The organism is Acinetobacter sp. 789_lipA, assembly GCF_058242845.1.
Map to the genome: position 1 here is coordinate 567742 of NZ_JBZAYS010000001.1, position 19909 is coordinate 587650.

The following is a 19909-nucleotide window of genomic DNA, read 5'->3' on the forward strand; positions in this document are numbered from 1 at the left end:
ACTGTCCACCTATTCTGTTGTTGAACGACTTGTCGCAGTATTCCCTTTATTTTGAAGCGCGCATTTGGTCTGGAAATGCTGGAGCTTCCAAGCGCGGACCTTCATAGTCAGGAATCGAACCAAAACGTTCATCTTGTGCAATCCACTGATCACGTGCAATTTTCAATTCTTCTTGAGTACGACCAACAAAATTCCACCACAGTAAAATTGGACTTTCAAATGGCTCACCACCTAACAGTAACAAGCGGCTACCAGCATGGATTTCAATTTCAATCGCACTAACACCCTGCTCGAGTACCACCATATTGTCTTCTGTCAGTTCGTGCCCATTAACCGTGGCCGTTCCTTCTAAAGCCATAAAGCCATATTCAAAGTTTGGATTGAGTGTTAAACGGGTTTTGGTGCTTTCTGTTGCGCTTAAGTCCACTCCTAACAGCTCGGTATAAACACTCACAGGTGAGGTAGTATTTAAAAACTCTCCGACCAAAACGGTAAACTCCACCCCATCTTTTTCCACCACTGGTAGTTCGGGATAGTGATCGAAACGGGGTTCAACGGCAATTTGTGCATCAGGCAATGCAATCCACAATTGCGCCGCATGCATTTTGGTTTCTGTGTCTGGTGCAACTTCCGTATGGGAAATCCCATGTCCTGCGGTCATGAGGTTGACCTGTTTTGGACGAATCAGCTGTTTGCTACCCAAACTATCGGTATGCATCATGGTGCCTTCGATCATCCATGTAAAGGTTTGCAAACCGATATGTGGATGTGGGCCAACATCTAAACCGTCCCCTTGAGGGAAGGTTACAGGGCCCGCGTGATCTAAGAAACACCATGCACCAATCATTCGTTTATGGCGACTTGGCAGCGCTCGTTTGATGGCCGTCCCTTGGCCTATTTCAGCACTTCTCAGTGGAAACTCTTGAATGAATTGATTTACGTATTTTTCACAGTCATCCGAATGTGAAAGTTCAGTATAGTTATTATTCGTCATGTGCTTACTCATTACAGATCCATATGTCCTAGATCATAACAAGCAGATTCCCAACTGCACATCCCTAAAAATAGAATGCTGATTCTTAAACTTGGGACAATATCTTGTATTTTCAGAATCTAACTACAAGGCAATGCGTGGATGTAAAAATGTTGTTACATCTTTCTCCCTATATGCCTTAGGAGTTCATACGCATCTACTCAAACTTTATTAGAAAGTATAGATATTACGATTCCGAATGACTCACTTCATCCAAATAATCAAACACCATAAAAAAAGAGCGCCTAAGCGCTCTTTTTTTAAGATAATTTTCGTCAACTACCGCGAGCATAGCTCTTGGCGTAATTTAGGCAAGAAGCTTCGCTTCTTGAAAGCCTTTCTGCCGCAGACGTAGCCTTTGGCGTAAAACTGGCATGAAGCGTTGCTTCATGAAAGCCCAGTTTTACTCCCATTCAATCGTTGCTGGTGGCTTAGACGACACGTCATAAACCACACGAGAAACATCTTTAATTTCGTTCATGATACGTGTCGAAATTTTATCGACAAGATCATAAGGAAGATGTGCGAAGCGTGCTGTCATAAAGTCAACCGTTTCAACGGCACGAAGTGCAATCACCCATGCATAACGACGACCATCACCTACGACGCCAACAGATTTCACAGGTTGGAATACAGCAAAGGCTTGCGCAGTTTTATCATACCAACCGCTGGCACGAAGCTCTTGCATGAAGATATCATCTGCAAGACGTAAAATGTCTGCATATTCTTTCTTCACTTCACCCAAAATACGCACGCCCAAACCTGGACCTGGGAATGGATGACGATATAGCATTTCAAACGGTAAACCTAAAGTTGTGCCTAAACGACGCACTTCATCTTTAAATAAATCACGTATTGGCTCAACCAATTCAAAAGCTAAGTCATCTGGCAAACCGCCCACATTGTGGTGAGATTTAATCACATGAGCTTTACCATTTTTGGTTGCAGCAGATTCAATCACGTCTGGGTAAATCGTACCTTGAGCAAGGAAGTTTACGCCATCAAGTTTACGCGCTTCTTCAGCAAAAACTTCAATGAACTCACGACCAATGATTTTACGTTTCTTCTCAGGATCAACTTCACCCGCTAAAGCAGTCAAGAAACGCTCTTCAGCATCGGCACGAATCACACGGATACCCATGTTTTTCGCAAACATATCCATCACTTGTTCGCCTTCGTTCAAACGAAGCAAGCCGTTGTCAACGAATACACAAGTCAATTGATCGCCAATCGCACGGTGTAAAAGCGCAGCAACAACTGATGAATCCACACCACCAGACAGACCTAAAAGAACTTTTTGATCGCCAATTTGTTGACGTAATTGTTCAACACGTAAGTCAATGATGTTTTCAGAGTTCCACAGGCTACGACAGCCACAAATGCTGTGTACAAAGTTCGATAATAACTCTGCACCTTTTGCAGTGTGCGTTACTTCTGGGTGGAACTGAATCCCGTAAAAACGACGCGTTTCATCAGAAACCATCGCAACTGGACAGCTTGGTGTGCTTGCAGTGATTTGGAAACCTTCAGGAATCACTGTCACTTTGTCACCATGGCTCATCCAAACTTTAAGTTGGTCTTTGGTGTCTTCAAGATCACCAATCAACTTGTCACGAACTTGGATGTTTACTTCGGCATAACCGAACTCATGTACAGTACCCGGCTCAACTTTACCGCCAAGCTGTGCAGACATGGTTTGTAAGCCATAGCAAATACCCAAAACTGGTACACCTAAGTTGAACACAACTTCTGGCGCACGTGGGCTGCCTTCTTCGTGTACGCTCTCAGGACCACCTGATAAGATGATACCGTTTGGATTAAATGCACGAATGTCTTCTTCAGACATGTCATAGGCATACATTTCAGAATATACACCAGCTTCACGTACGCGGCGTGCAATAAGCTGGCTATATTGAGAACCGAAATCCAAAATAAGGATACGATCTTCAGTAATTTGAGTATTGGTAGTCATGACAAACAACTATGAAAGGCAAACGAATATAAGCGCCGTATTCTAGCATTTTTCCGCGCATAACGCACATAATTCGGACAAGCTTTATACAATGCTTAAAACCCAATAGTTTTTATATCAAAAAGCACGCTTTCGCGTGCCTGATGTTTATTTCAAAAATTTTTCTATTTTAACGACTTCAATATCGGTCGGTTTATAACGATGTGTATCCACCTCGCCCACAACCTGCACCTTATCGCCTGCTTTAATATTGGATGCTTTCCATAAATCGTCATCAATATCCAGCAAAATAACTCCTGTACCATCGCTGAACTCGTAGTGGTCTTCATTGAGATGTTTCAGCAGTGTCCCTTTTAAAGTGACCGCCGTTTCATCTTTGAGCTTTGCAATCGCTGAAACAGAGACATGATTCTTTGCTGCTGCTTGTAAAATGATATGGTCATCCTTGGCCCATGCACCTGCGGCAAGACTTAAACTTGTAATACATAACCCTATTTTAAAAAGATTTTTCATCTTATTTTCCTCATGTTTTATTGATCTTGATCAAAACAAAAAATGGACGTCCACACCGTACTTTTTTGTAAATAAAAAAGCAGCATCGTGAATGCTGCTTTTCATTTTGAATTATTTTTCAATCAGATGATCTAGACTCATTTTTCCTGCACCATGCAGCATTAGAAAAAATAGACCACCTGCCATGGCAAAATTTTTCATAAAATTAATGCTGTCTTGCGCGCCATCGTGAAAAATAAACGCGGTCATAACACTAAATAGACCTAAGCCAAACGCACCAAAGCGGGCTTGAAAACCAAATAACAGCGCTAAGCCACCACCAAACTCAACTAAAATGGTTAAAGGTAATAGCGCTCCGGGAACACCCATAGACTCCATATACCCTACAGTTGCGCTATAAGCTGAAATTTTTCCCCAGCCTGCAACAAGGAAAATATAAGCCATCAGTACACGGGGAATTAAAGCTAAAACTACATCTGTATTGGGTTGATTGATAATATTTTTGGCCACAACATTTCGATTAAATATTTTTACACCTTTAAATACGTTTTATTTGAAGTTGTAGCTATCTTAATGTTCTCTATTTTTAGAATAAATATCCATTTTCATCACGCATCGTTTCAAAATAAGAACACCAGTAGCTAAATTTATTTACGTTTTAATACTGACTTCTGATAACGAGACTGCTAGGATTTCCGCACTCTTTTGCTTATTTGTGCCCCATGGAACTGATTGATTTTATATTACATGTCGATGACCATCTGCTTGAGTTTATCACCAACTATGGGGTTTGGATTTATGCAATTTTGTTTCTCATCATCTTTGTGGAAACAGGTTTGGTGGTCATGCCGTTCCTACCCGGCGACAGTTTATTGTTTGCCGCAGGTGCCTTAGCAGCATCCACAGGTGCAATGAATCCGTGGACTCTTGGTGTTTTACTTTTTATCGCGGCCGTACTGGGCGATACGCTGAATTATCACATTGGCCGTTATATTGGACCGCGTGTTTTTGAAATCGAGTCACGTTTCATCAATAAACAACACCTAATTAATACACAAAAATTCTTTGAAAAACATGGTGGTAAAACTATTATTTTTGCGCGTTTTATTCCTTTTGCGCGGACTTTTGCACCTTTTGTAGCAGGTGCAGGAAAAATGGACTACAAATTTTTCCTGTCTTATAACTTGATTGGAGCATTCTGCTGGATTGGATCATTCATTACTTTAGGCTATATTTTTGGTAATGTGCCTGTGGTCAAAGACAATTTCACGCATCTGATTTTCGGCATTATTATTATTAGTGTCTTGCCGGGGATTATTGGTTTTATTCGTGCCAAATTAAAGAAAAAATCAACCACTGAAGCTTAAGCAAAAAAGCGTAGAATCACGGGAAACATACACACCACCAACAACATGGCCGATCCTTTATATAAGAGATCGGCTTTTATTTGTTTGGACTCACCCGATAAAATGGCACGGCCAAAAGACATCCAGAACAGTGCCGTTGGCAATAACACTAGACTAAACACCGCAAAGACCAAAAAGAAATTGGTTGGATTATCCCAGGCTTCATAGGGAAAAATACCCGCAGCAAATAAGACTGCTTTCGGATTTTTCAAAGTAGAAAAAAATAATTGTTTAGGTCGAATCGAGGTAAAACGTTGATTATGTTTTTCTAAGTGTGAGCTTTTCCACAAATGAAAAGCCAGCCAGAACACATAGACTGTACTGAGTGCATGTAAAAGGTCTATCAGATAAGGCCAAGTCGGGGTGCTAAGATGAATCAGGAGTGCCCATAAATTGATGGCATAGAAATACCCAAACAGTTCTGCGGGTACAAGTAAGCTGGTCTTCGCCAGACCTTGCTGATGTGCAGAGCTTGCGAGTAAAGCATTGGTTGGTCCCGGAATCATCAAGACAGCAATCATTGCCAATACAAACAGCCAACTCTCAATCATAGACATCCAACAACAGCATTAAAGATGCGCAATTTAGCCGAAAAAGAGCTGTTTCCTCAAGTCAAAGCCGAAAAAAACACAGAACCCATGAGGTAGAAAAGTGCGTGCTAAAACGATAATCCATTGTTTTATTGAAATTATTTTCGAAACATTTTGCTAAGATTTTAATCCTGCTGAAAGGATGAACCCTTCAGCAGGATGAATAAATGCGGCATTAATTCGTCTTATTTTGCACGGTAATCGCACAGCCTTTGAATTTTGCAGCCTGTACAATCGCCTCTTGCTGACCCAAAAGTCGTGAAATTTCAGTTTTTTTGGTGTTCGATGATTGTCCCATATTCACTGAAACGCTTGGACCAAAGCCCCAACCGCCACCATGACTCCATCCACCACCCAGACCTAGCCCCACGCCAACACCCGTGCGTTTCGCAGTAGGTACACCTTCATCTAAATGTTGCTGAATCCGATTATATTCTGCTTGTAACTGTTGGCAGTTCAAAGCTTGATACTGTGTAGGAGAGACATAAGTCGGTTTAACCGTTGTGGCACAGGCACTCAATAACAGCATACTGCCCATTAAAAAAGCAATTGTGATCTTTTTCATGCTGAATCTCGCAATTTATTATTCTCAATCTCATTGAACAATGATTGATAGGCCTGCGTCAATTTATGATCGTGTGCCAAATGAATTAAGGGTAAATTTTTGTGATGCGATTCTTTCATCAGCACCGATGGGGGCAACATACTTTCTAGTACAGGAAGACCTTCATCCTTCAGCTGTTGCACCACTTCACGCGGAAGTTTGGCCTGCGCTTGGAACTGATTCACCACAATGCCTTCAATTTCCAAATGATCATTATGATCGTCTTGAGTTTCGAGCACATTTTCGATCAAAGTTTGCAATGCACGTTTAGAAAAGACATCACAATCAAACGGAATCAGGACTTTATTGGCTGCAATCAGTGCCGACAAAGTAAAGAAGTTAAAGGCTGGTGGTGTATCGATATAAACACGATCATATTTTCCAGCAAGCTGTTGTAACGCATCACGCAGTTTATAAATTTTATGTTTTGACTCTAAAGCATAAGCCAATGCCCCGAGGCTTGGGCTGGCTGGAATCACATCCAAATTTTTAAAAGGGGATTGGTGTACATAACTTTCTAAGCCTTTAGCTCGTCCTTTGAGGATCGAACCAATGGCACTGCCCAATAGACTTTTATTTTGAGTCGTTCCAAGCACTTCTTCAAAATAGTTTTCAATATTGGGTTCTAAAGCTGGTTTATCTGCAGAATACGTTGCGTCATCGCCCAATACATACTGACTCGAATTCGCTTGCGGATCGAGATCAATCAATAAGGTTCTTAAGCCTTGATATGCACTAATTGCCGCCAAATTTACTGCAATACTGGACTTACCGACACCACCTTTTTGATTAAATACCACACGTGTATGCATGAAATCCCCTCCCTCTTGTTATTTTTCCGCTATAGATAGCAGTGTAGCGCAGAACAATCGCTGTGCCGATGATTATGTCTAACAATTAGCCAAAGTTTGGTTTAATCATGACTAAACCTAAAATGGATATCATCGCTACCACCGCCAAGAATAACCCCACTCGGCGCTGTGTAAGTAAAATGCTGTCTTCTTTTTTATAAGCTTTCGACAAAGAAGATAACATCACTAAAAATAAAACCACTTTGGCATAAAACCATGTTTGCACATCAAAGTTTTTCATCACTAAAAGTGCAACCCCAGTCAGTACAATCACCAGCATGCTTAAGTGCTGAATGGCTATAAAAGCTGTTCGACCTGCTGGATTGGGCTGATTGCCTTGGATGCCTTTAAATAGCGTAATGGCACGCGCCAAAATCACGACACATGCCAAGCTGACCGCACTCATATGCACGATCTTAATCAATAATTGTGTTTCCATGACTGAATCTCTGCTTAGCTTTTCGGGGCATGTGCGCAATTTGGACTAGAAGTGTTTTGTCCTTGCCATTCTGCGGGTAAAAAGGCATGTATAGCCAAAGCATGAATTTTACCAGGACTGAGTAAGTCTCCTGCTACTGCATAAATTTTTTGATGGCGCTGAACTAAACGTAATCCCGCAAAAATATCACTCACCACGATCACTTTAAAATGTGATTCTTTACCCGGAAAATAGCCGCCATGACCAGAAGATTCATTCACGACTTCTAAATGCGATGGGGAAAGCTGTTGTAAGCGTTCAATCAGTTGCTGCTCCAAGCTCATACCTGTCTCCAAAAAATGATGATTCGTTCAGAGTATACCTGTTCCTTCAGGATGTTGAATGTGTAAAACCCTTTCAGACAGCATGAGGTACAACTTTTCGCGAGTAAAAGTTAAAAAAACCTCAAGGCATCGTCTAAAACTGGCTTTATTTTATGCAATTAAACTCAGCTTTTTCATAAAGCTATTGACCCTGAACTTGCTTGCTGTATCATACAGCGCTATGCGGGAATAGCTCAGTTGGTAGAGCACAACCTTGCCAAGGTTGGGGTCGCGAGTTCGAGTCTCGTTTCCCGCTCCAAATTTTTTTCAGTGTAAGTTTTAGAAAAAACTGCTCAATACGCGGGAATAGCTCAGTTGGTAGAGCACAACCTTGCCAAGGTTGGGGTCGCGAGTTCGAGTCTCGTTTCCCGCTCCATTTTTTAGTGTAAGTTTTAGCAAAAACTGCTCAATACGCGGGAATAGCTCAGTTGGTAGAGCACAACCTTGCCAAGGTTGGGGTCGCGAGTTCGAGTCTCGTTTCCCGCTCCAGATTCAAAAAGCCCTGATCGAAAGATTAGGGCTTTTTTATTGTTGATTTAATTGATATTTATTCATCTAATTACAATTATCTACTAAAGCCTACTTATAAATTTTACTGCCCAGCTCTATATTCAGTGCCCAAAATGTGACCATTATGTGCCACACCGTATATAAATCACCTTAAATGACCTCAAACGCTACTCACTTACATACAATTTTAGACTGTTTAGATTTAAAATAGAGGCCTAAAAAATCGAATCCCCCCAAAAAAAAATTTGAACTTATTTCTTAAGTTTGTGACCAATCACTTTTCTAAAGTGACCATCGGTGACCAAAATTTTTACCTAAAAAAGCTCATTTTTAGATATTCGTCTAAGTTTTAAATAAATCAATTCAAATTATCTAGATAAATTTTAACGATCGTTCAAATTTCATATCTACTTTGTGACCAATCAAGATTTCAAAGTGACCATCGGTGACCAAACTACTCTTCACTGGACTGATTATTAATATTTTTTTTAAAAATCAATAAATCTCCAACCTCTACCTCTAGTGCTGTGCAAATCTTATCAATTGTCTCAAAATCAATTCTTACAGACTCATCATTATAAAGTTTATGTAAAGTAGATTTATTAATTCCAGTGCTTCTAACCAGATCAGCAACTTTTAGTTTTCTTTCTGCCAACAAAACTGCCAAGTTTGAAATAATCATAAAATTTCCTAGTTAGATAATAAAAAGTACTTGCAAAGACATAAAAATATGATAATTTACGTTTTAGGGATAATTTTTCCTATTTAACTAGTAAAAAATCAGAGGCTTTTATTATGTCATATACCTATCTTACAGCCCAACAGCTGGCTGAAAAAATTCAGTACGACGCTCGTACTATTCGCAATCAACTTAAAGATAGCGTCTTCATTGAAGGTGTTCACTATATTCGTCCTTTTGGTGGACGCAAGATTCTCTTTGTCTGGGAGCGTATCGAAAAGGAAATGCTGAAATTTACAGGTTTAAGCATGGATGCTCTTCAATAATTGACTATAGAGGAACTATGAATATGGCTAGCATCCGCGAACGAAATGGAAGGCTCATTGCTGACTTCCGTTATATGGGTATTCGATGCAGAGAAACAACGAGCCTTGAAGATAACGCATACAACCGAAGAGTACTAAAGAAGCGTCTAGAACAACTGGAAGCTGAAATCACTTTAGGTACTTTTGAATATGAAAAATATTTTCCTAAAAGTAAAAAAATTGATGACTTCAAAGAAAAACGTAGTCAACAAATTGCAGTACAAACACAAGTGCCACTTTTCAAAGATTTTACAGCTTTGTGGTTTAAACAGAAACAAATTGAATGGAGAGGTTCTTATCAACAAAAAGTAGCGATTGTCATTAAAAATTACTTGTTACCTGCTTTTGGTAATCTTGTTTTAACAAAAATTAAGAAGTCAGACTTGCTGAACTTCCGTGCCTCTCTCGCCAAAGTGACACACGGAAAAAATCAAACAAGTCTGAAAGCATCTAGGATTAATCAAATCATGACGCCTTTACGTATGATACTGAATGATGCGGCTGAACGATACGAGTTTGAGTCGCCTTATAAAAATATTCTCTGTACACGACAAATTTCACAGAACCCTTATCCTATCAGGGTTCTGCCTTCTTAAAATTGCCAAAATTTCCTTAAACTCTTCTTTTTTCCCAAAACCAATTAAACGCTGAATCGCCATTTGAACATAGTCTAAACCATAGCGAAATAAACTCATTGAGAGTCGTCCATGCTTCTTTATTTTTATCACTTTTTTTTGATCATGTTGCCATTCACCCGTTAAGTAACACCAACAGAAGCTTATAGCTAACACCGCAATCAATTTTTTCACTCGTCTAGGGTCTGTCAAGCGCGTATTTTCAAGATTAAACCCGCGTCCTTTGAGACAACTGAATAAGGTTTCAATTTCCCAGCGTAATGCATAATCCTGAATAGCATTGGCATTAAACTGAGGAGAAACGACGAGTAAAAGCTCTCCATTTTCTAACTGTAGTGCACTTATATATAGTTTCACCCGACCAACCAAAATCCGTCGTTTACGACATTCAATTTGACCAACTTTAAGATGGCGAAATAAATCACTAATTTTATGATTCTTTCCTAAATGATTGGTGACAATGAAGTTTTTTTAACACGAATGCAGAAGTTGATGTCTTGTTCAATTAACCATGTAAACCACTGCTCACCGATAAACTCTCTGTCTGCGAACACATTCACAATACGGTCTTTACCAAAAATGGCTATAAAGCGTTGAATCAAAGCAATACGCTCTTTCGTATCTGAATTTCCACGTTTATTAAGCAATGTCCAAAGGATAGGTATCGCTATTCCACGATAAACGATTGCGAGCATCAGGATATTAATATTTCGTTTTCCCCATTTCCAATTGGTTCTATCTAAAGTCAGTTGCACTTGGTCGAATGAAAACATATTGAAAATCAACTGAGAAATTTGACGATAATCAAAATACTGACCTGCAAAGAAGCGCTGCATACGTCGATAAAATGATTGTGGTAAGCACTTGATGGGCAAGGCTTTAGATGCAGAAGAAAGATTACATGTTTGCTTTAAAATAATCACAAGCATGATGAGCGCAAAGCACTTTAAATGTGACTTGTTCCATTTTAGATATTTGTTTAAGATAAGATATAACTCATTGAGATGTGTCATAGTATTCGTCGTTAGAAAACAATTATTATGACATTATTTCAATGAGTTATCTATTTTTGTCGTGTACAGAGAAAAATATTAACAATCTGAAAGAAAGTAAAATTGAAGTCACACCTTTTTCTCTGGAGGATGTACATAAAATTATCACCACGGTACGTGATGACTTTAAACCTTATTACACCATCCGCTTTTTTACGGGCATGCGTACTAGTGAAATTGATGGCCTTCAATGGAAGAACATTGACTTACCACGCCGTGAAATTCATATCAGAGAAGCGTTAGTAAATGGGGAACTTGGTGGAACCAAAACTTATGGTTCTGACCGTACCATACAAATGAGTGATCGGGTTTATCAGGCCTTTCTACAACAGAAAAGCTTAAATAATGGTAAATCCAGTTTTGTCTTCTGTAATCGTGATGGTGGGCCTCTCGATTATCGCTTGGTAAGCAAGCGTGTCTGGCATCCCCTGTTACGCTTTTTAGGGCTAAAGCCCCGTCGTGCTTATCAAACACGCCATACAGCAGCAACACTCTGGCTGTCGGCAGGCGAGAACCCGGAGTGGATCGCACGCCAGCTGGGACATTCAACCACTGAAATGCTGTTTCGGGTCTATAGCCGTTACATCCCCAATGTTACACGTCGCGATGGCAGTGCTTTTGAAGCCATGCTAGAAAAACTCAATACAGAGGAGCTTGCACATGAATAGTAAGGCTTTCTTTGGTGGTGTGGTCGTCAGCCCAGAAGCAGATATGGTCGCTCGTGAATTAATCTATGAGCTACAAATTCCCAAACTGCACAATCTGGCCTTTTTGCTGAAAGTTAACAAATGTTTCGATGACCATCAGGCGTTGAGACTTTGGCTACAGCGAATGCTAGATGATGGACAAGCCCATTACGATGATTTAGCCCAACAAGCCCGTATCCGGTTAATAAATCTAGCTCCCTGATCTAATAAATATACAAGGTCATCAAATTGATGACCTTAGCCCCTTATACCCATAAAAAGGTAAACCCATGCATAAAGATATTTCAATTTGGATGCCACTTTATATTGGCGACTTACAGGCAAAATTCGCACGAATGACTGTAGAACAAATCGGTGCAACACTGCTGTTAATGATGGATTTCTGGAAAAATGGTGCCATTCCTCATGACCTAGCGACTGTATGTAGCATCACAAAATTATCGCAACATACCAAAGCTAAAACTTTATTGAATACGCTGTTGGCCCTTGAATTGTTTGAAGTCGAATCTGAGCAGATTCATTCAAATTTTTTAACCAGTTTAAAAAGCCAGGCATTGCAAAATCAGCAAATGAAATCTGATAAAGCTAAAAATGCAGCTCAAGCACGTTGGGGGAAATCCGCAAGTAATGCTCAAGCATCAACTAAGCAACAAAAAGTAAATGCTCAAGCAGGTCCTGAGAAGAGCTCGAGTATTACTCAAGTTATACTTGAATCATGCCCTTCATCTTCATCTTCATCTTCATCTTCATCTTCATCTTCAAATTTTGAAGAAAAAAATGAGAGTTTTTTAGAAAATTCAAAATGGATTTAGGAGATCAGCCATGAATACCATCCTTAAAACACTCCAGTTTCGCGCAGAAACAACGGAAACACTTTGCCCTGCCCATCATATACCCATGATAGAAATTGCAGGTCACAGGCTCTGTAAATTGTGTGCCAAAGAAACCGCCCATCACTCACATGCGGCTTATGAGAATGAACTGCAACAGCGATTACTACAGCAGAAAATTAAAAATTCAGGACTCAATAAACGCTACCTGGATCGTGGCTTCAAGAATTATGTAGTTGCATGTACTGCACAAGACAATGCCATCAAACTATGTCAGGCTTTTGCACAGCAGATTATTTCTGACCACAACCCGAACATGTTGATGATTGGTACACCGGGTACAGGCAAAACCCACCTGAGTGCATCAATCATTCGCAACATTCTGCATAACAGTACAAAATCTGCACGCTACTATACCAGTGCAGAAATTGCTCAAAAAATGATGGATACCTGGTCTGATCCTTCACGTTCTGAGAAGGAAGTTATCGACCATTTCTCCAGTTTTGATTTATTAGTGATTGATGAATATGGCCTGCATGACCGGCATGAAAAACGTCTAGAAATGGTACATAAGGTTTTATATAGCCGTTATGACAGTATGAAGTCGACTCTACTAATTTCCAATTTCACAGTCCAAAATATGCAGCGGGATTTAGGTATCCGATTATGGTCACGATTACATGAAAACAATTTGATTGTAGTACCGTGTTATTGGGATGATCGACGAATAATCGGATAGCCAAACTCTTTGCTCAAGCCAATTATCTTCCGAGATAATTGGCTTTTTATTACAAGAATTACTTACAGAATATCTCGCTTCCATAAGTATAACTGAAAATAATACTTCTAAGCTGCCTATGCGGCAGTGAACATCAACATTTAAAAACTTAGCAATAGCTGGTACTTCTAAGCTGCCTATGCGGCAGTGAACTGATGTGTTTGGGTGTGAATGCACATAGGCTTCTTCTAAGCTGCCTATGCGGCAGTGAACACATTAAAAAAGCACCCGAAGGTGCTGTTAGTCTTCTAAGCTGCCTATGCGGCAGTGAACTTTATACATCACTCTCAACATGGCCCACCTATCTTCTAAGCTGCCTATGCGGCAGTGAACAAACAGAACCCCACTCAATATGCATTATTGGTCTTCTAAGCTGCCTATGCGGCAGTGAACCTAGAGACCGTCCGAAAGGGCGGTTTTTTTATCTTCTAAGCTGCCTATGCGGCAGTGAACAAAGGAGCTTGTTATGCATGAATCATTTGAAACTTCTAAGCTGCCTATGCGGCAGTGAACATAGGCGTTCCATATATCGGAGTTTTTTAATTCTTCTAAGCTGCCTATGCGGCAGTGAACTGGTATGCGAAACTAATGCCGATCTTTCCACACTTCTAAGCTGCCTATGCGGCAGTGAACCATTAATGCTCGTATTAATTTAATTTACTCTGTACACGACAAATTTCATAGGATCCTTGTCCTATCAGGCTTTTTCTTTCTTAAAATTGCTAGCACTTTCTTAAATTCTTCTTTTTTTCCAAAACCAATCAAACGTAGAATAGCCATTTGAACATAGTCCAAACCGTAGCGAAATAAACTTACTGAAAGTCGTCCATGCTTCTTTATTTTTATCGCTTTTTTTCGATCATGTTGCCATTCACCTGTTAAATAGCACCAACAGAAACCGATAGCTAGCACTGCTATCAATTTCTTGACTCGTCCAGGGTCTGTTAAACGAGTATTTTCAAGATTGAATCCACGTCCTTTGAGACAACTAAATAAGGTTTCGATTTCCCAGCGTAATGCATAATCACGAATAGCAGAAGCATTAAACATAGGAGAAACAACAAGTAAAAGTTCTCCATCTTCTAATCGTAGCGCACTAATATACAGTTTTACTCGACCAACCCAAATACGTCGTTTACGACATTCAGTTTGACCAACTTGAAGATGACGAAATAAATCACTAATTTTATGATTCCTGGCTAAGTGATTGGTCACAATAAAGTTTTTTTAACACGTATACAGAAGTTAATGTCATTTTCAATTAACCATGTAAACCATTTCTCACCGATAAATTCTCTGTCTGCGAACACATTCACAATACGGTCTTTACCAAAAATAGAGATAAAGCGTTGAATCAAAGCAATACGCTCTTTTGTATCTGAATTTCCACGTTTATTGAGCAATGTCCAAACAATAGGTATCGCTATTCCACGATAGACGATGGCTAACATCAAGATATTGATATCTCGTTTTCCCCATTTCCAATTGGTTCTATCTAAAGTCAGTTGCACTTTGTCGAATGAAAATATATTGAAAATTAACTGAGAAATTTGACGATAATCAAAATACTGACCTGCAAAGAAGCGTTGTATACGTCGATAAAATGATTGTGGTAAGCACTTGATGGGTAAGGCTTTAGATGCAGAAGAAAGATTACATGTCTGTTTTACAATTAATGCAATCATAATCAGTGTAAAACATTTTACATGTGACTTGTTCCACTTTAGATATTTGTTTAAGATGAGATGTAACTCATTGAAATGTGTCATCATATTCGTCGTCAGAAAACAAGTATTATGCCATTATTTCAATGAGTTATCTTTTTTTGTCGTGTACAAAGACAATTTTTGATTTATCCGGCTATTGGAATATTAATAAATATACCAAGCTGAATGTGGCATTTAACAATATGTTTGATAAAACCTATTGGAACTATGCAAGTGTCGGTACACTGATAGGATCAGGTACTGATCAGGCAACGTTAATTGACCGTGCTGCCGAGCCAGGCCGTAATGTCGTTGCAAGTCTTGAATTTAAATTTTAAACATCCTTATTGATATTTCTGGAACATTTGATATGAAAAACGTTCTCTTTCAGCACTGATTACTTTGACTTTATGCACTAGCATAAGTTTTGCAGCTGCGCCCCAACCTGATCTTTATAAACAAAGTCTGGGCTTTTATAGCTTAAGTCATAGCGAACTCAAGGACAGTACCCAAGCCACTTTTGTTAAAAACTTCGTTGCAGATTATCAGCCATTATTTCAACAACATAGTAAAGTTGATTTACAACAGTATCTAGCATTTGAAAATGCCCGATTACAGTCTATTATCGATCAACGTCGTGAAATGTCTTTAAAACAGGCACATGTACGTTTTGGTGTGATTAATCAGGATAAAGATGACAAAATCACACTGAAGGAGTTTCAGGAAACAGGGTTAAAAACATTTGGCGGATTTGATAAAAATCAGGATGGGATTATCAATGCCGAAGACCAGAAACTTGCACCGGCTGCACAAGGTACACATGATGGTTTACGTATTACCACACCGTTGGCTATGCCAATGGCAAATAGTATTGCCGAATTTATCCAGATGTATGGTGGCGATAAAGGTTTTGTGACTTTAGGCGATTATTTAAAAGAACGCGATCAGCAATATTTCCATACCGATGCAAACCACGATTTGACTTTATCTGAACAGGAATATGTCACAGAGTTCATGCAACGCTATGATGAAAATCTGCAAAAAGCAAAAGCAGAATATCAAACTATTTTCACCGAACAATTCAAAGCCATTGCAAATAATAAGGCAACCATCAGCAGTAAAGATGTAGATGCCTATGCAAAACTATTGTTCAAGCATTTTGATGCCAATAAAAATGGTCGTCTTGAGGCAAATGAGCTGTAAATCTGGCTCTGGTCAATTTTAAATTTTTCCCACGAATACCCTGCCCTAAAATCATTTTGGGGCAGTTTTTTTGTATTTCTTAAGTGATTTTCTATCACCCAATGCTTTGAAATAATTAAAAAATAATAAGACTAAATTTTCACCCATATAAGTCATATTACGTATTATCAAAATAATAGAAAAATGAGAATTTAACTGCATAGGTAAACAACGCACCTTATTTCAAAAGTGTAGACCAAAAACAGGAGAATTCTCATGGCGAGTACCGGAAGTGTAAGTGCTTCAGAAGAGGCCCTACTTGTTGCAGCAATCCAATATCCAGTACCTGTGATCAAGGGACCTGAAGATATACAAGTGCAAGTTGACAGGATTTGTACAGCACTGGCCAATACCAAGGCAGGCTATCCAGATCTCGACTTAATTGTATTTCCAGAGTATTCAACTCAGGGCCTAAATACGGCAATCTGGACTTATGATGAAATGCTATTAACCATCGAAAGCCCGGAAATCCAGCAATTCAAAGATGCCTGTAAGAAAAATGATGTATGGGCAGTATTTTCCTTGATGGAAAAAAATGAAGATCCGAGCAAAGCACCTTATAACACAGCCATTATTGTCAATAATCTAGGGGAAATTGCATTACATTACCGCAAATTACAACCATGGGTACCGATTGAACCGTGGTCTCCTGGCAATTACGGTATGCCGGTATGTGATGGACCAAAAGGTTCAAAACTAGCAGTATGTATCTGTCATGACGGCATGTTCCCAGAATTGGCCCGTGAAGCAGCCTATAAAGGATGTAATGTCTATATTCGGATTTCCGGCTATTCTACACAAGTCAACGATCAGTGGATCTGGACCAATAGAACCAATGCTTGGCAAAACCTAATGTACACTGTCTCTGTCAATCTCGCAGGTTATGACAATGTATTCTATTACTTCGGTGAAGGTACTATCTGCAATTATGATGGTAATGTCATTCAGCAAGGCCATCGTAACCCCTGGGAAATTGTGACCGCAGAACTTTTCCCACGTTTGGTAGATCAGGCACGTGAGAACTGGGCACTTGAAAATAATATTTTCAATCTGGGTTGCCGCGCTTATGTCGGAAAACCTGGTGGTGAAAAAGCCAACTACCTGACTTGGGTGGAAGATCTGGCCAAAGGAGAGTATAAATTACCTTGGGATGACAAAATCAAAATTCGTGATGGCTGGAAATATTATCCGGATGGCGTAAAACTTGGACCTATGCCGAAAAAATAATTTTTAGCATAGCGCTACGATAAAACAAATCCTCTCTATATCGCATCAGAAATGGTGTTGGATGAGAGGGTTTTGTTTTAAAATCAATGCTAATGGATTAACAACTCGACTTGTTATGATATACGCTGAATTATCAGGAGACTTTCCCTTGGGAGATTCTAGGCAGCCAACTTATAAAAGTCTTCGGCCATTTGATTTGGTGTCTTAAAACCCAAACCCTTTTGAATTCTTCGATGATTATAAAATAATTCAATGTATTTTATAATATCTGCTTTGGCTTCTTCTCTGGTTTGATAGTTGTAATGATGCACTAACTCATTTTTCAGTATTCCCCAAAAGCTTTCAATCGGTGCATTATCGTAACAGTCTCCGCGCTTGCTCATTGAACCTTGAAAACCATATTGCTCAAGTATATTTCGATATTCATGGCTGCAATATTGACTTCCTCTGTCTGAATGCACAATCAGTTCTTTGGTTGGTTTTTGATTGTGAATAGCCATATTTAGCGCATTACAAACAAGCTGTGCTGTCATGCGCTCATTTAAGCTATAGCCAACCACTTGCTTCGTGTAAAGGTCTTTTACCGCTGCTAAGTACAGCCATCCTTCAACAGTCCATATGTACGTAATATCACTTGACCATGCTTGATTTGGTCTAGTCATTGAGAATTGTTGCTCCAGCAGGTTTTCATAGATCGCTCGATTATGGTCACTATTCGTAGTCCTTTTAAAACGCTTGTGTCGCTTACAATACAGGTGGTTCAGCGCTTTTATCTGACGTACAGCGTACATACTCATTTTTATACCCTGAGCTTGTAAGTATTTGGTTAATCGAATATAACCATAGCTCTGCCTTGTCTCCTCATGGGCTATTTTCACCAATATCGTCTGTTGATTTCGTTGAATCGTTCTTTTGCTCACGCCTCTCTTGAGCCAATCATAAAAACATGAAACTGAAACATGAAGTAATCGAGCCATTAAGGTAATTGGAAAAGAATATCTTTTTTGTTTCATATAGGCGTACCTTACTGACTTTCTTTGGCAAAGTACGCTGCTGCCTTTTTTAAAAATTCACGTTCCATTTCAGCTATTTTGAGCTGTTGTTTGAGTTTTTTATTTTCTTCGAGTAGAGCGTTTAGATCAGGTGAATACTGTTTTGTACCTGCTAAAGTTCCAGCCTTTGCTTTGGTATTCCAATTTGAAAGAGTTTGCATTGAAATGCTAAGTTGTCTAGCTGTTTCCGAGACATTGCCTTGATTGGCTTCAATTAATTTGATGGCTTCAGCTTTAAATTCTGTGGTGTAAGTCTTGTGTTTCTTGCTCATGGTAAACTCCTGATGAGTGTGTTTAGTTTACCAAGTTAAAACCTCCTGTTTTTTCAGCACACATCAGATGTGGATGTGCATCATAGACCAGACACTTCCAAGTCAGAGAGGGTTGGGGAGAGGTCGCAGATCCTCCTAGGATTCCTCTACTAAGGGAAAACTAAGCCACTGCCTGATTTTGATAGGCTGACATGACATGCAATACCGCAGCTGTCCGCGTTTCCACATAGAGCTTTTCAAAGACATGCTCAAGATGTTTGTTCACTGTACGTGGGCTGAGCTGTAAGATCTCGGCAATATCCCGGTTGGTCTTCCCCATCGTGACCCAATGCATCACTTCTGCTTCACGCGGCGTCAGGTTTGGACAGGCCTGCGCGATTTCATCTGCGCTCGGCATTTGGGTCTGCTCTTTCAACTGTACCAAGACATGTTTAGAGATATGCCCTGCATACAGTTTGGTAAGCAGGTTAAGCTGTAACTCCTGATGTCCATGACCATACTGACCATGCAGTAAATGTGCTTGATCTGGCTGCTTGAGCAAGTCCTGTAGCCACTTATTCAAACTGGACTGAAAATGCTGTACATCCACCTGATGATTTTTCAGTAATTCACTGACGATTGGGGTCTGCCAGATAATTTCACCTTCCAGATTCAGCGATAAAATCGCACTACCTGTAGCATCCAGCATTTGTCGCTGCTGATGCATTAAACGAGCCTGTAACAAATGGGTTTTTACTCGTGCCCGAACTTCATCAATATTTAAAGGCTTTGTGACATAGTCTACCCCACCGACCTGAAAGCCTTTGAGGATATGTTCGGTTTCTGTCAGCCCGGTCATAAAGATTACTGGAATATGTTCAGTCACTGGACTGGCTTTAAGCTGAGTGCAGGTTTCGAAGCCATCCATTTCCGGCATACTGCCATCGAGCAGGATCATGTCGGGTTGAATGCGATGCGCAATCTCAATTGCATCAAATCCATTGGTCGCCACAAGTACCTGATAGCCAGCCTGATCCAGGCTCTCATGCAATAGACTTAGATTTTCAGGTATATCATCCACAATCAAAATACTTTCCAACATGTC

At 39.8% G+C, this 19909-nt stretch carries 22 protein-coding genes, 3 tRNA genes, 2 pseudogenes and 1 CRISPR repeat array; of the genes and pseudogenes, 13 read left to right on the top strand and 14 right to left on the bottom strand.

Translation table 11 applies throughout. The features are described 5' to 3' along the window. Positions 1-46 precede the first annotated feature (46 nt). The 4 genes from AC4CUZ_RS02690 to AC4CUZ_RS02705 form a co-directional block, all read right to left on the bottom strand. A complete protein-coding gene (locus AC4CUZ_RS02690; protein WP_436905454.1) occupies positions 47-994 on the bottom strand; it encodes a pirin family protein in 948 nt (315 codons plus the stop codon). Between the two features lie 442 nt (positions 995-1436). Continuing rightward, entirely contained in the window at positions 1437-3005 is a 1569-nt protein-coding gene (gene guaA, locus AC4CUZ_RS02695; RefSeq protein WP_436905455.1) for a glutamine-hydrolyzing GMP synthase, read from the bottom strand. A gap of 147 nt (positions 3006-3152) precedes the next feature. After that, positions 3153-3518 (bottom strand): NirD/YgiW/YdeI family stress tolerance protein, encoded by a 366-nt coding sequence (locus AC4CUZ_RS02700; protein ID WP_436905456.1) that lies wholly within the window; start codon positions 3516-3518, stop codon positions 3153-3155. Between the two features lie 111 nt (positions 3519-3629). Beyond that, positions 3630-4046, bottom strand: coding sequence for a DoxX family protein (locus tag AC4CUZ_RS02705; RefSeq protein WP_490748041.1), 417 nt, complete (start codon positions 4044-4046; stop codon positions 3630-3632). Positions 4047-4240: 194 nt separating this feature from the next. Here AC4CUZ_RS02705 and AC4CUZ_RS02710 point away from each other — a divergent pair, with 194 nt between their 5' ends. After that, a complete protein-coding gene (locus AC4CUZ_RS02710; protein WP_004684377.1) occupies positions 4241-4885 on the top strand; it encodes a DedA family protein in 645 nt (214 codons plus the stop codon). On the opposite strand, the gene AC4CUZ_RS02715 is transcribed toward AC4CUZ_RS02710, so the two are convergent. The 5 genes from AC4CUZ_RS02715 to AC4CUZ_RS02735 form a co-directional block, all read right to left on the bottom strand. Then, on the bottom strand, positions 4882-5475 hold the full coding sequence (locus AC4CUZ_RS02715; RefSeq protein ID WP_279045542.1) for a LysE family translocator: 594 nt from the start codon (positions 5473-5475) through the stop codon (positions 4882-4884). The two genes, AC4CUZ_RS02710 and AC4CUZ_RS02715, sit on opposite strands and share 4 nt — an antisense overlap. 214 nt (positions 5476-5689) lie before the next feature. Further along, complete coding sequence (locus AC4CUZ_RS02720; RefSeq protein ID WP_078390335.1) at positions 5690-6079, bottom strand: hypothetical protein; 390 nt, start codon at positions 6077-6079, stop codon at positions 5690-5692. Continuing rightward, positions 6076-6930, bottom strand: a complete 855-nt coding sequence (locus AC4CUZ_RS02725) for a ParA family protein (protein ID WP_010325621.1) — start codon at positions 6928-6930, stop codon at positions 6076-6078. Before AC4CUZ_RS02725 ends, AC4CUZ_RS02720 begins: the two co-directional genes overlap by 4 nt. A gap of 85 nt (positions 6931-7015) precedes the next feature. After that, positions 7016-7408 (bottom strand): SirB2 family protein, encoded by a 393-nt coding sequence (locus tag AC4CUZ_RS02730; protein WP_490747185.1) that lies wholly within the window; start codon positions 7406-7408, stop codon positions 7016-7018. Positions 7409-7422: 14 nt separating this feature from the next. Beyond that, positions 7423-7731 (bottom strand): BolA family protein, encoded by a 309-nt coding sequence (locus AC4CUZ_RS02735; RefSeq protein ID WP_419381238.1) that lies wholly within the window; start codon positions 7729-7731, stop codon positions 7423-7425. A gap of 222 nt (positions 7732-7953) precedes the next feature. Here AC4CUZ_RS02735 and AC4CUZ_RS02740 point away from each other — a divergent pair. The 3 genes from AC4CUZ_RS02740 (at position 7954) to AC4CUZ_RS02750 (ending at position 8259) form a co-directional block, all read left to right on the top strand. Continuing rightward, positions 7954-8029: transfer RNA gene (locus AC4CUZ_RS02740), tRNA-Gly, on the top strand. Between the two features lie 41 nt (positions 8030-8070). After that, a tRNA-Gly gene (locus AC4CUZ_RS02745) sits at positions 8071-8146 on the top strand. A 37-nt stretch (positions 8147-8183) separates the two neighbouring features. Continuing rightward, positions 8184-8259: transfer RNA gene (locus AC4CUZ_RS02750), tRNA-Gly, on the top strand. Positions 8260-8734: 475 nt separating this feature from the next. Here AC4CUZ_RS02750 and AC4CUZ_RS02755 read toward each other — a convergent pair. Further along, positions 8735-8962: a helix-turn-helix domain-containing protein gene (locus AC4CUZ_RS02755; protein ID WP_005401914.1), complete on the bottom strand. Its 228-nt coding sequence runs from the start codon at positions 8960-8962 to the stop codon at positions 8735-8737. A gap of 113 nt (positions 8963-9075) precedes the next feature. On the opposite strand from AC4CUZ_RS02755, the gene AC4CUZ_RS02760 reads away from it, so the two are divergent. Beyond that, positions 9076-9285 (top strand): hypothetical protein, encoded by a 210-nt coding sequence (locus AC4CUZ_RS02760; protein ID WP_005401915.1) that lies wholly within the window; start codon positions 9076-9078, stop codon positions 9283-9285. A 23-nt stretch (positions 9286-9308) separates the two neighbouring features. Then, a pseudogene (locus AC4CUZ_RS02765) lies at positions 9309-9902 on the top strand (Arm DNA-binding domain-containing protein); the annotation flags it as partial. Here AC4CUZ_RS02765 and AC4CUZ_RS02770 read toward each other — a convergent pair. After that, positions 9882-10972 (bottom strand): IS4-like element ISAba1 family transposase gene (locus tag AC4CUZ_RS02770; RefSeq protein ID WP_088631513.1). Its coding sequence is split into 2 segments (ribosomal slippage): positions 9882-10432 and positions 10432-10972, totalling 1092 coding nucleotides; the frame shifts between segments, so codons are not numbered across the junction. The pseudogene AC4CUZ_RS02765 and the gene AC4CUZ_RS02770 sit on opposite strands and share 21 nt — an antisense overlap. A gap of 71 nt (positions 10973-11043) precedes the next feature. On the opposite strand from AC4CUZ_RS02770, the pseudogene AC4CUZ_RS02775 reads away from it, so the two are divergent. From AC4CUZ_RS02775 to AC4CUZ_RS02790, 4 genes and pseudogenes are all read left to right on the top strand, one after another. Next, positions 11044-11679 (top strand): annotated as a pseudogene (locus tag AC4CUZ_RS02775) (site-specific integrase); the annotation flags it as partial. Next, entirely contained in the window at positions 11672-11920 is a 249-nt protein-coding gene (locus AC4CUZ_RS02780; RefSeq protein ID WP_114836484.1) for a hypothetical protein, read from the top strand. The pseudogene AC4CUZ_RS02775 and the gene AC4CUZ_RS02780, both read left to right, overlap by 8 nt. 67 nt (positions 11921-11987) lie before the next feature. Continuing rightward, positions 11988-12530, top strand: coding sequence for a DUF1376 domain-containing protein (locus AC4CUZ_RS02785; RefSeq protein ID WP_262471444.1), 543 nt, complete (start codon positions 11988-11990; stop codon positions 12528-12530). Positions 12531-12540: 10 nt separating this feature from the next. Continuing rightward, entirely contained in the window at positions 12541-13287 is a 747-nt protein-coding gene (locus AC4CUZ_RS02790; RefSeq protein WP_004756692.1) for an ATP-binding protein, read from the top strand. Between the two features lie 103 nt (positions 13288-13390). Continuing rightward, positions 13391-13959: direct repeats of the CRISPR family, unit length 29 nt; unit sequence TCTTCTAAGCTGCCTATGCGGCAGTGAAC. Between the two features lie 45 nt (positions 13960-14004). Here AC4CUZ_RS02790 and AC4CUZ_RS02795 read toward each other — a convergent pair. Further along, positions 14005-15095 (bottom strand): IS4-like element ISAba33 family transposase gene (locus AC4CUZ_RS02795; protein ID WP_115736667.1). Its coding sequence is split into 2 segments (ribosomal slippage): positions 14005-14555 and positions 14555-15095, totalling 1092 coding nucleotides; the frame shifts between segments, so codons are not numbered across the junction. 41 nt (positions 15096-15136) lie between these two features. Here AC4CUZ_RS02795 and AC4CUZ_RS02800 point away from each other — a divergent pair. From AC4CUZ_RS02800 to AC4CUZ_RS02810, 3 genes are all read left to right on the top strand, one after another. Further along, positions 15137-15370, top strand: a complete 234-nt coding sequence (locus AC4CUZ_RS02800; RefSeq protein ID WP_004756687.1) for a TonB-dependent receptor — start codon at positions 15137-15139, stop codon at positions 15368-15370. Between the two features lie 64 nt (positions 15371-15434). Further along, positions 15435-16235, top strand: coding sequence for an EF-hand domain-containing protein (locus AC4CUZ_RS02805; protein WP_004756685.1), 801 nt, complete (start codon positions 15435-15437; stop codon positions 16233-16235). Between the two features lie 255 nt (positions 16236-16490). Continuing rightward, positions 16491-17501 (top strand): formamidase, encoded by a 1011-nt coding sequence (locus tag AC4CUZ_RS02810; protein WP_004756684.1) that lies wholly within the window; start codon positions 16491-16493, stop codon positions 17499-17501. Between the two features lie 158 nt (positions 17502-17659). On the opposite strand, the gene AC4CUZ_RS02815 is transcribed toward AC4CUZ_RS02810, so the two are convergent. Together AC4CUZ_RS02815 and AC4CUZ_RS02820 are read right to left on the bottom strand one after the other, a co-directional pair. Beyond that, a protein-coding gene (locus AC4CUZ_RS02815) for an IS3-like element ISAba22 family transposase (protein WP_085944217.1) occupies positions 17660-18825 on the bottom strand; the annotation gives its coding sequence in 2 pieces (ribosomal slippage) (positions 17660-18567 and positions 18567-18825; 1167 coding nt in all). A gap of 160 nt (positions 18826-18985) precedes the next feature. Beyond that, entirely contained in the window at positions 18986-19906 is a 921-nt protein-coding gene (locus AC4CUZ_RS02820) for a response regulator transcription factor (protein ID WP_419381058.1), read from the bottom strand. Positions 19907-19909: the final 3 nt, after the last annotated feature.

Bases quoted from the DNA above. Each gene is read 5' to 3' on its own strand.
- AC4CUZ_RS02785 (WP_262471444.1), top strand. From the start codon at position 11,988: ATGCATAAAGATATTTCAATTTGGATGCCACTTTATATTGGCGACTTA.
- AC4CUZ_RS02810 (WP_004756684.1), top strand. From the start codon at position 16,491: ATGGCGAGTACCGGAAGTGTAAGTGCTTCAGAAGAGGCCCTACTTGTT.
- AC4CUZ_RS02715 (WP_279045542.1), bottom strand. From the start codon at position 5,475: ATGATTGAGAGTTGGCTGTTTGTATTGGCAATGATTGCTGTCTTGATG.
- AC4CUZ_RS02725 (WP_010325621.1), bottom strand. From the start codon at position 6,930: ATGCATACACGTGTGGTATTTAATCAAAAAGGTGGTGTCGGTAAGTCC.
- AC4CUZ_RS02730 (WP_490747185.1), bottom strand. From the start codon at position 7,408: ATGGAAACACAATTATTGATTAAGATCGTGCATATGAGTGCGGTCAGC.
- AC4CUZ_RS02710 (WP_004684377.1), top strand. From the start codon at position 4,241: ATGGAACTGATTGATTTTATATTACATGTCGATGACCATCTGCTTGAG.
- AC4CUZ_RS02790 (WP_004756692.1), top strand. From the start codon at position 12,541: ATGAATACCATCCTTAAAACACTCCAGTTTCGCGCAGAAACAACGGAA.
- AC4CUZ_RS02820 (WP_419381058.1), bottom strand. From the start codon at position 19,906: ATGTTGGAAAGTATTTTGATTGTGGATGATATACCTGAAAATCTAAGT.
- AC4CUZ_RS02735 (WP_419381238.1), bottom strand. From the start codon at position 7,731: ATGAGCTTGGAGCAGCAACTGATTGAACGCTTACAACAGCTTTCCCCA.
- AC4CUZ_RS02780 (WP_114836484.1), top strand. From the start codon at position 11,672: ATGAATAGTAAGGCTTTCTTTGGTGGTGTGGTCGTCAGCCCAGAAGCA.
- AC4CUZ_RS02690 (WP_436905454.1), bottom strand. From the start codon at position 994: ATGACGAATAATAACTATACTGAACTTTCACATTCGGATGACTGTGAA.
- AC4CUZ_RS02760 (WP_005401915.1), top strand. From the start codon at position 9,076: ATGTCATATACCTATCTTACAGCCCAACAGCTGGCTGAAAAAATTCAG.
- AC4CUZ_RS02720 (WP_078390335.1), bottom strand. From the start codon at position 6,079: ATGAAAAAGATCACAATTGCTTTTTTAATGGGCAGTATGCTGTTATTG.
- AC4CUZ_RS02700 (WP_436905456.1), bottom strand. From the start codon at position 3,518: ATGAAAAATCTTTTTAAAATAGGGTTATGTATTACAAGTTTAAGTCTT.
- AC4CUZ_RS02800 (WP_004756687.1), top strand. From the start codon at position 15,137: ATGAGTTATCTTTTTTTGTCGTGTACAAAGACAATTTTTGATTTATCC.
- AC4CUZ_RS02755 (WP_005401914.1), bottom strand. From the start codon at position 8,962: ATGATTATTTCAAACTTGGCAGTTTTGTTGGCAGAAAGAAAACTAAAA.
- guaA (WP_436905455.1), bottom strand. From the start codon at position 3,005: ATGACTACCAATACTCAAATTACTGAAGATCGTATCCTTATTTTGGAT.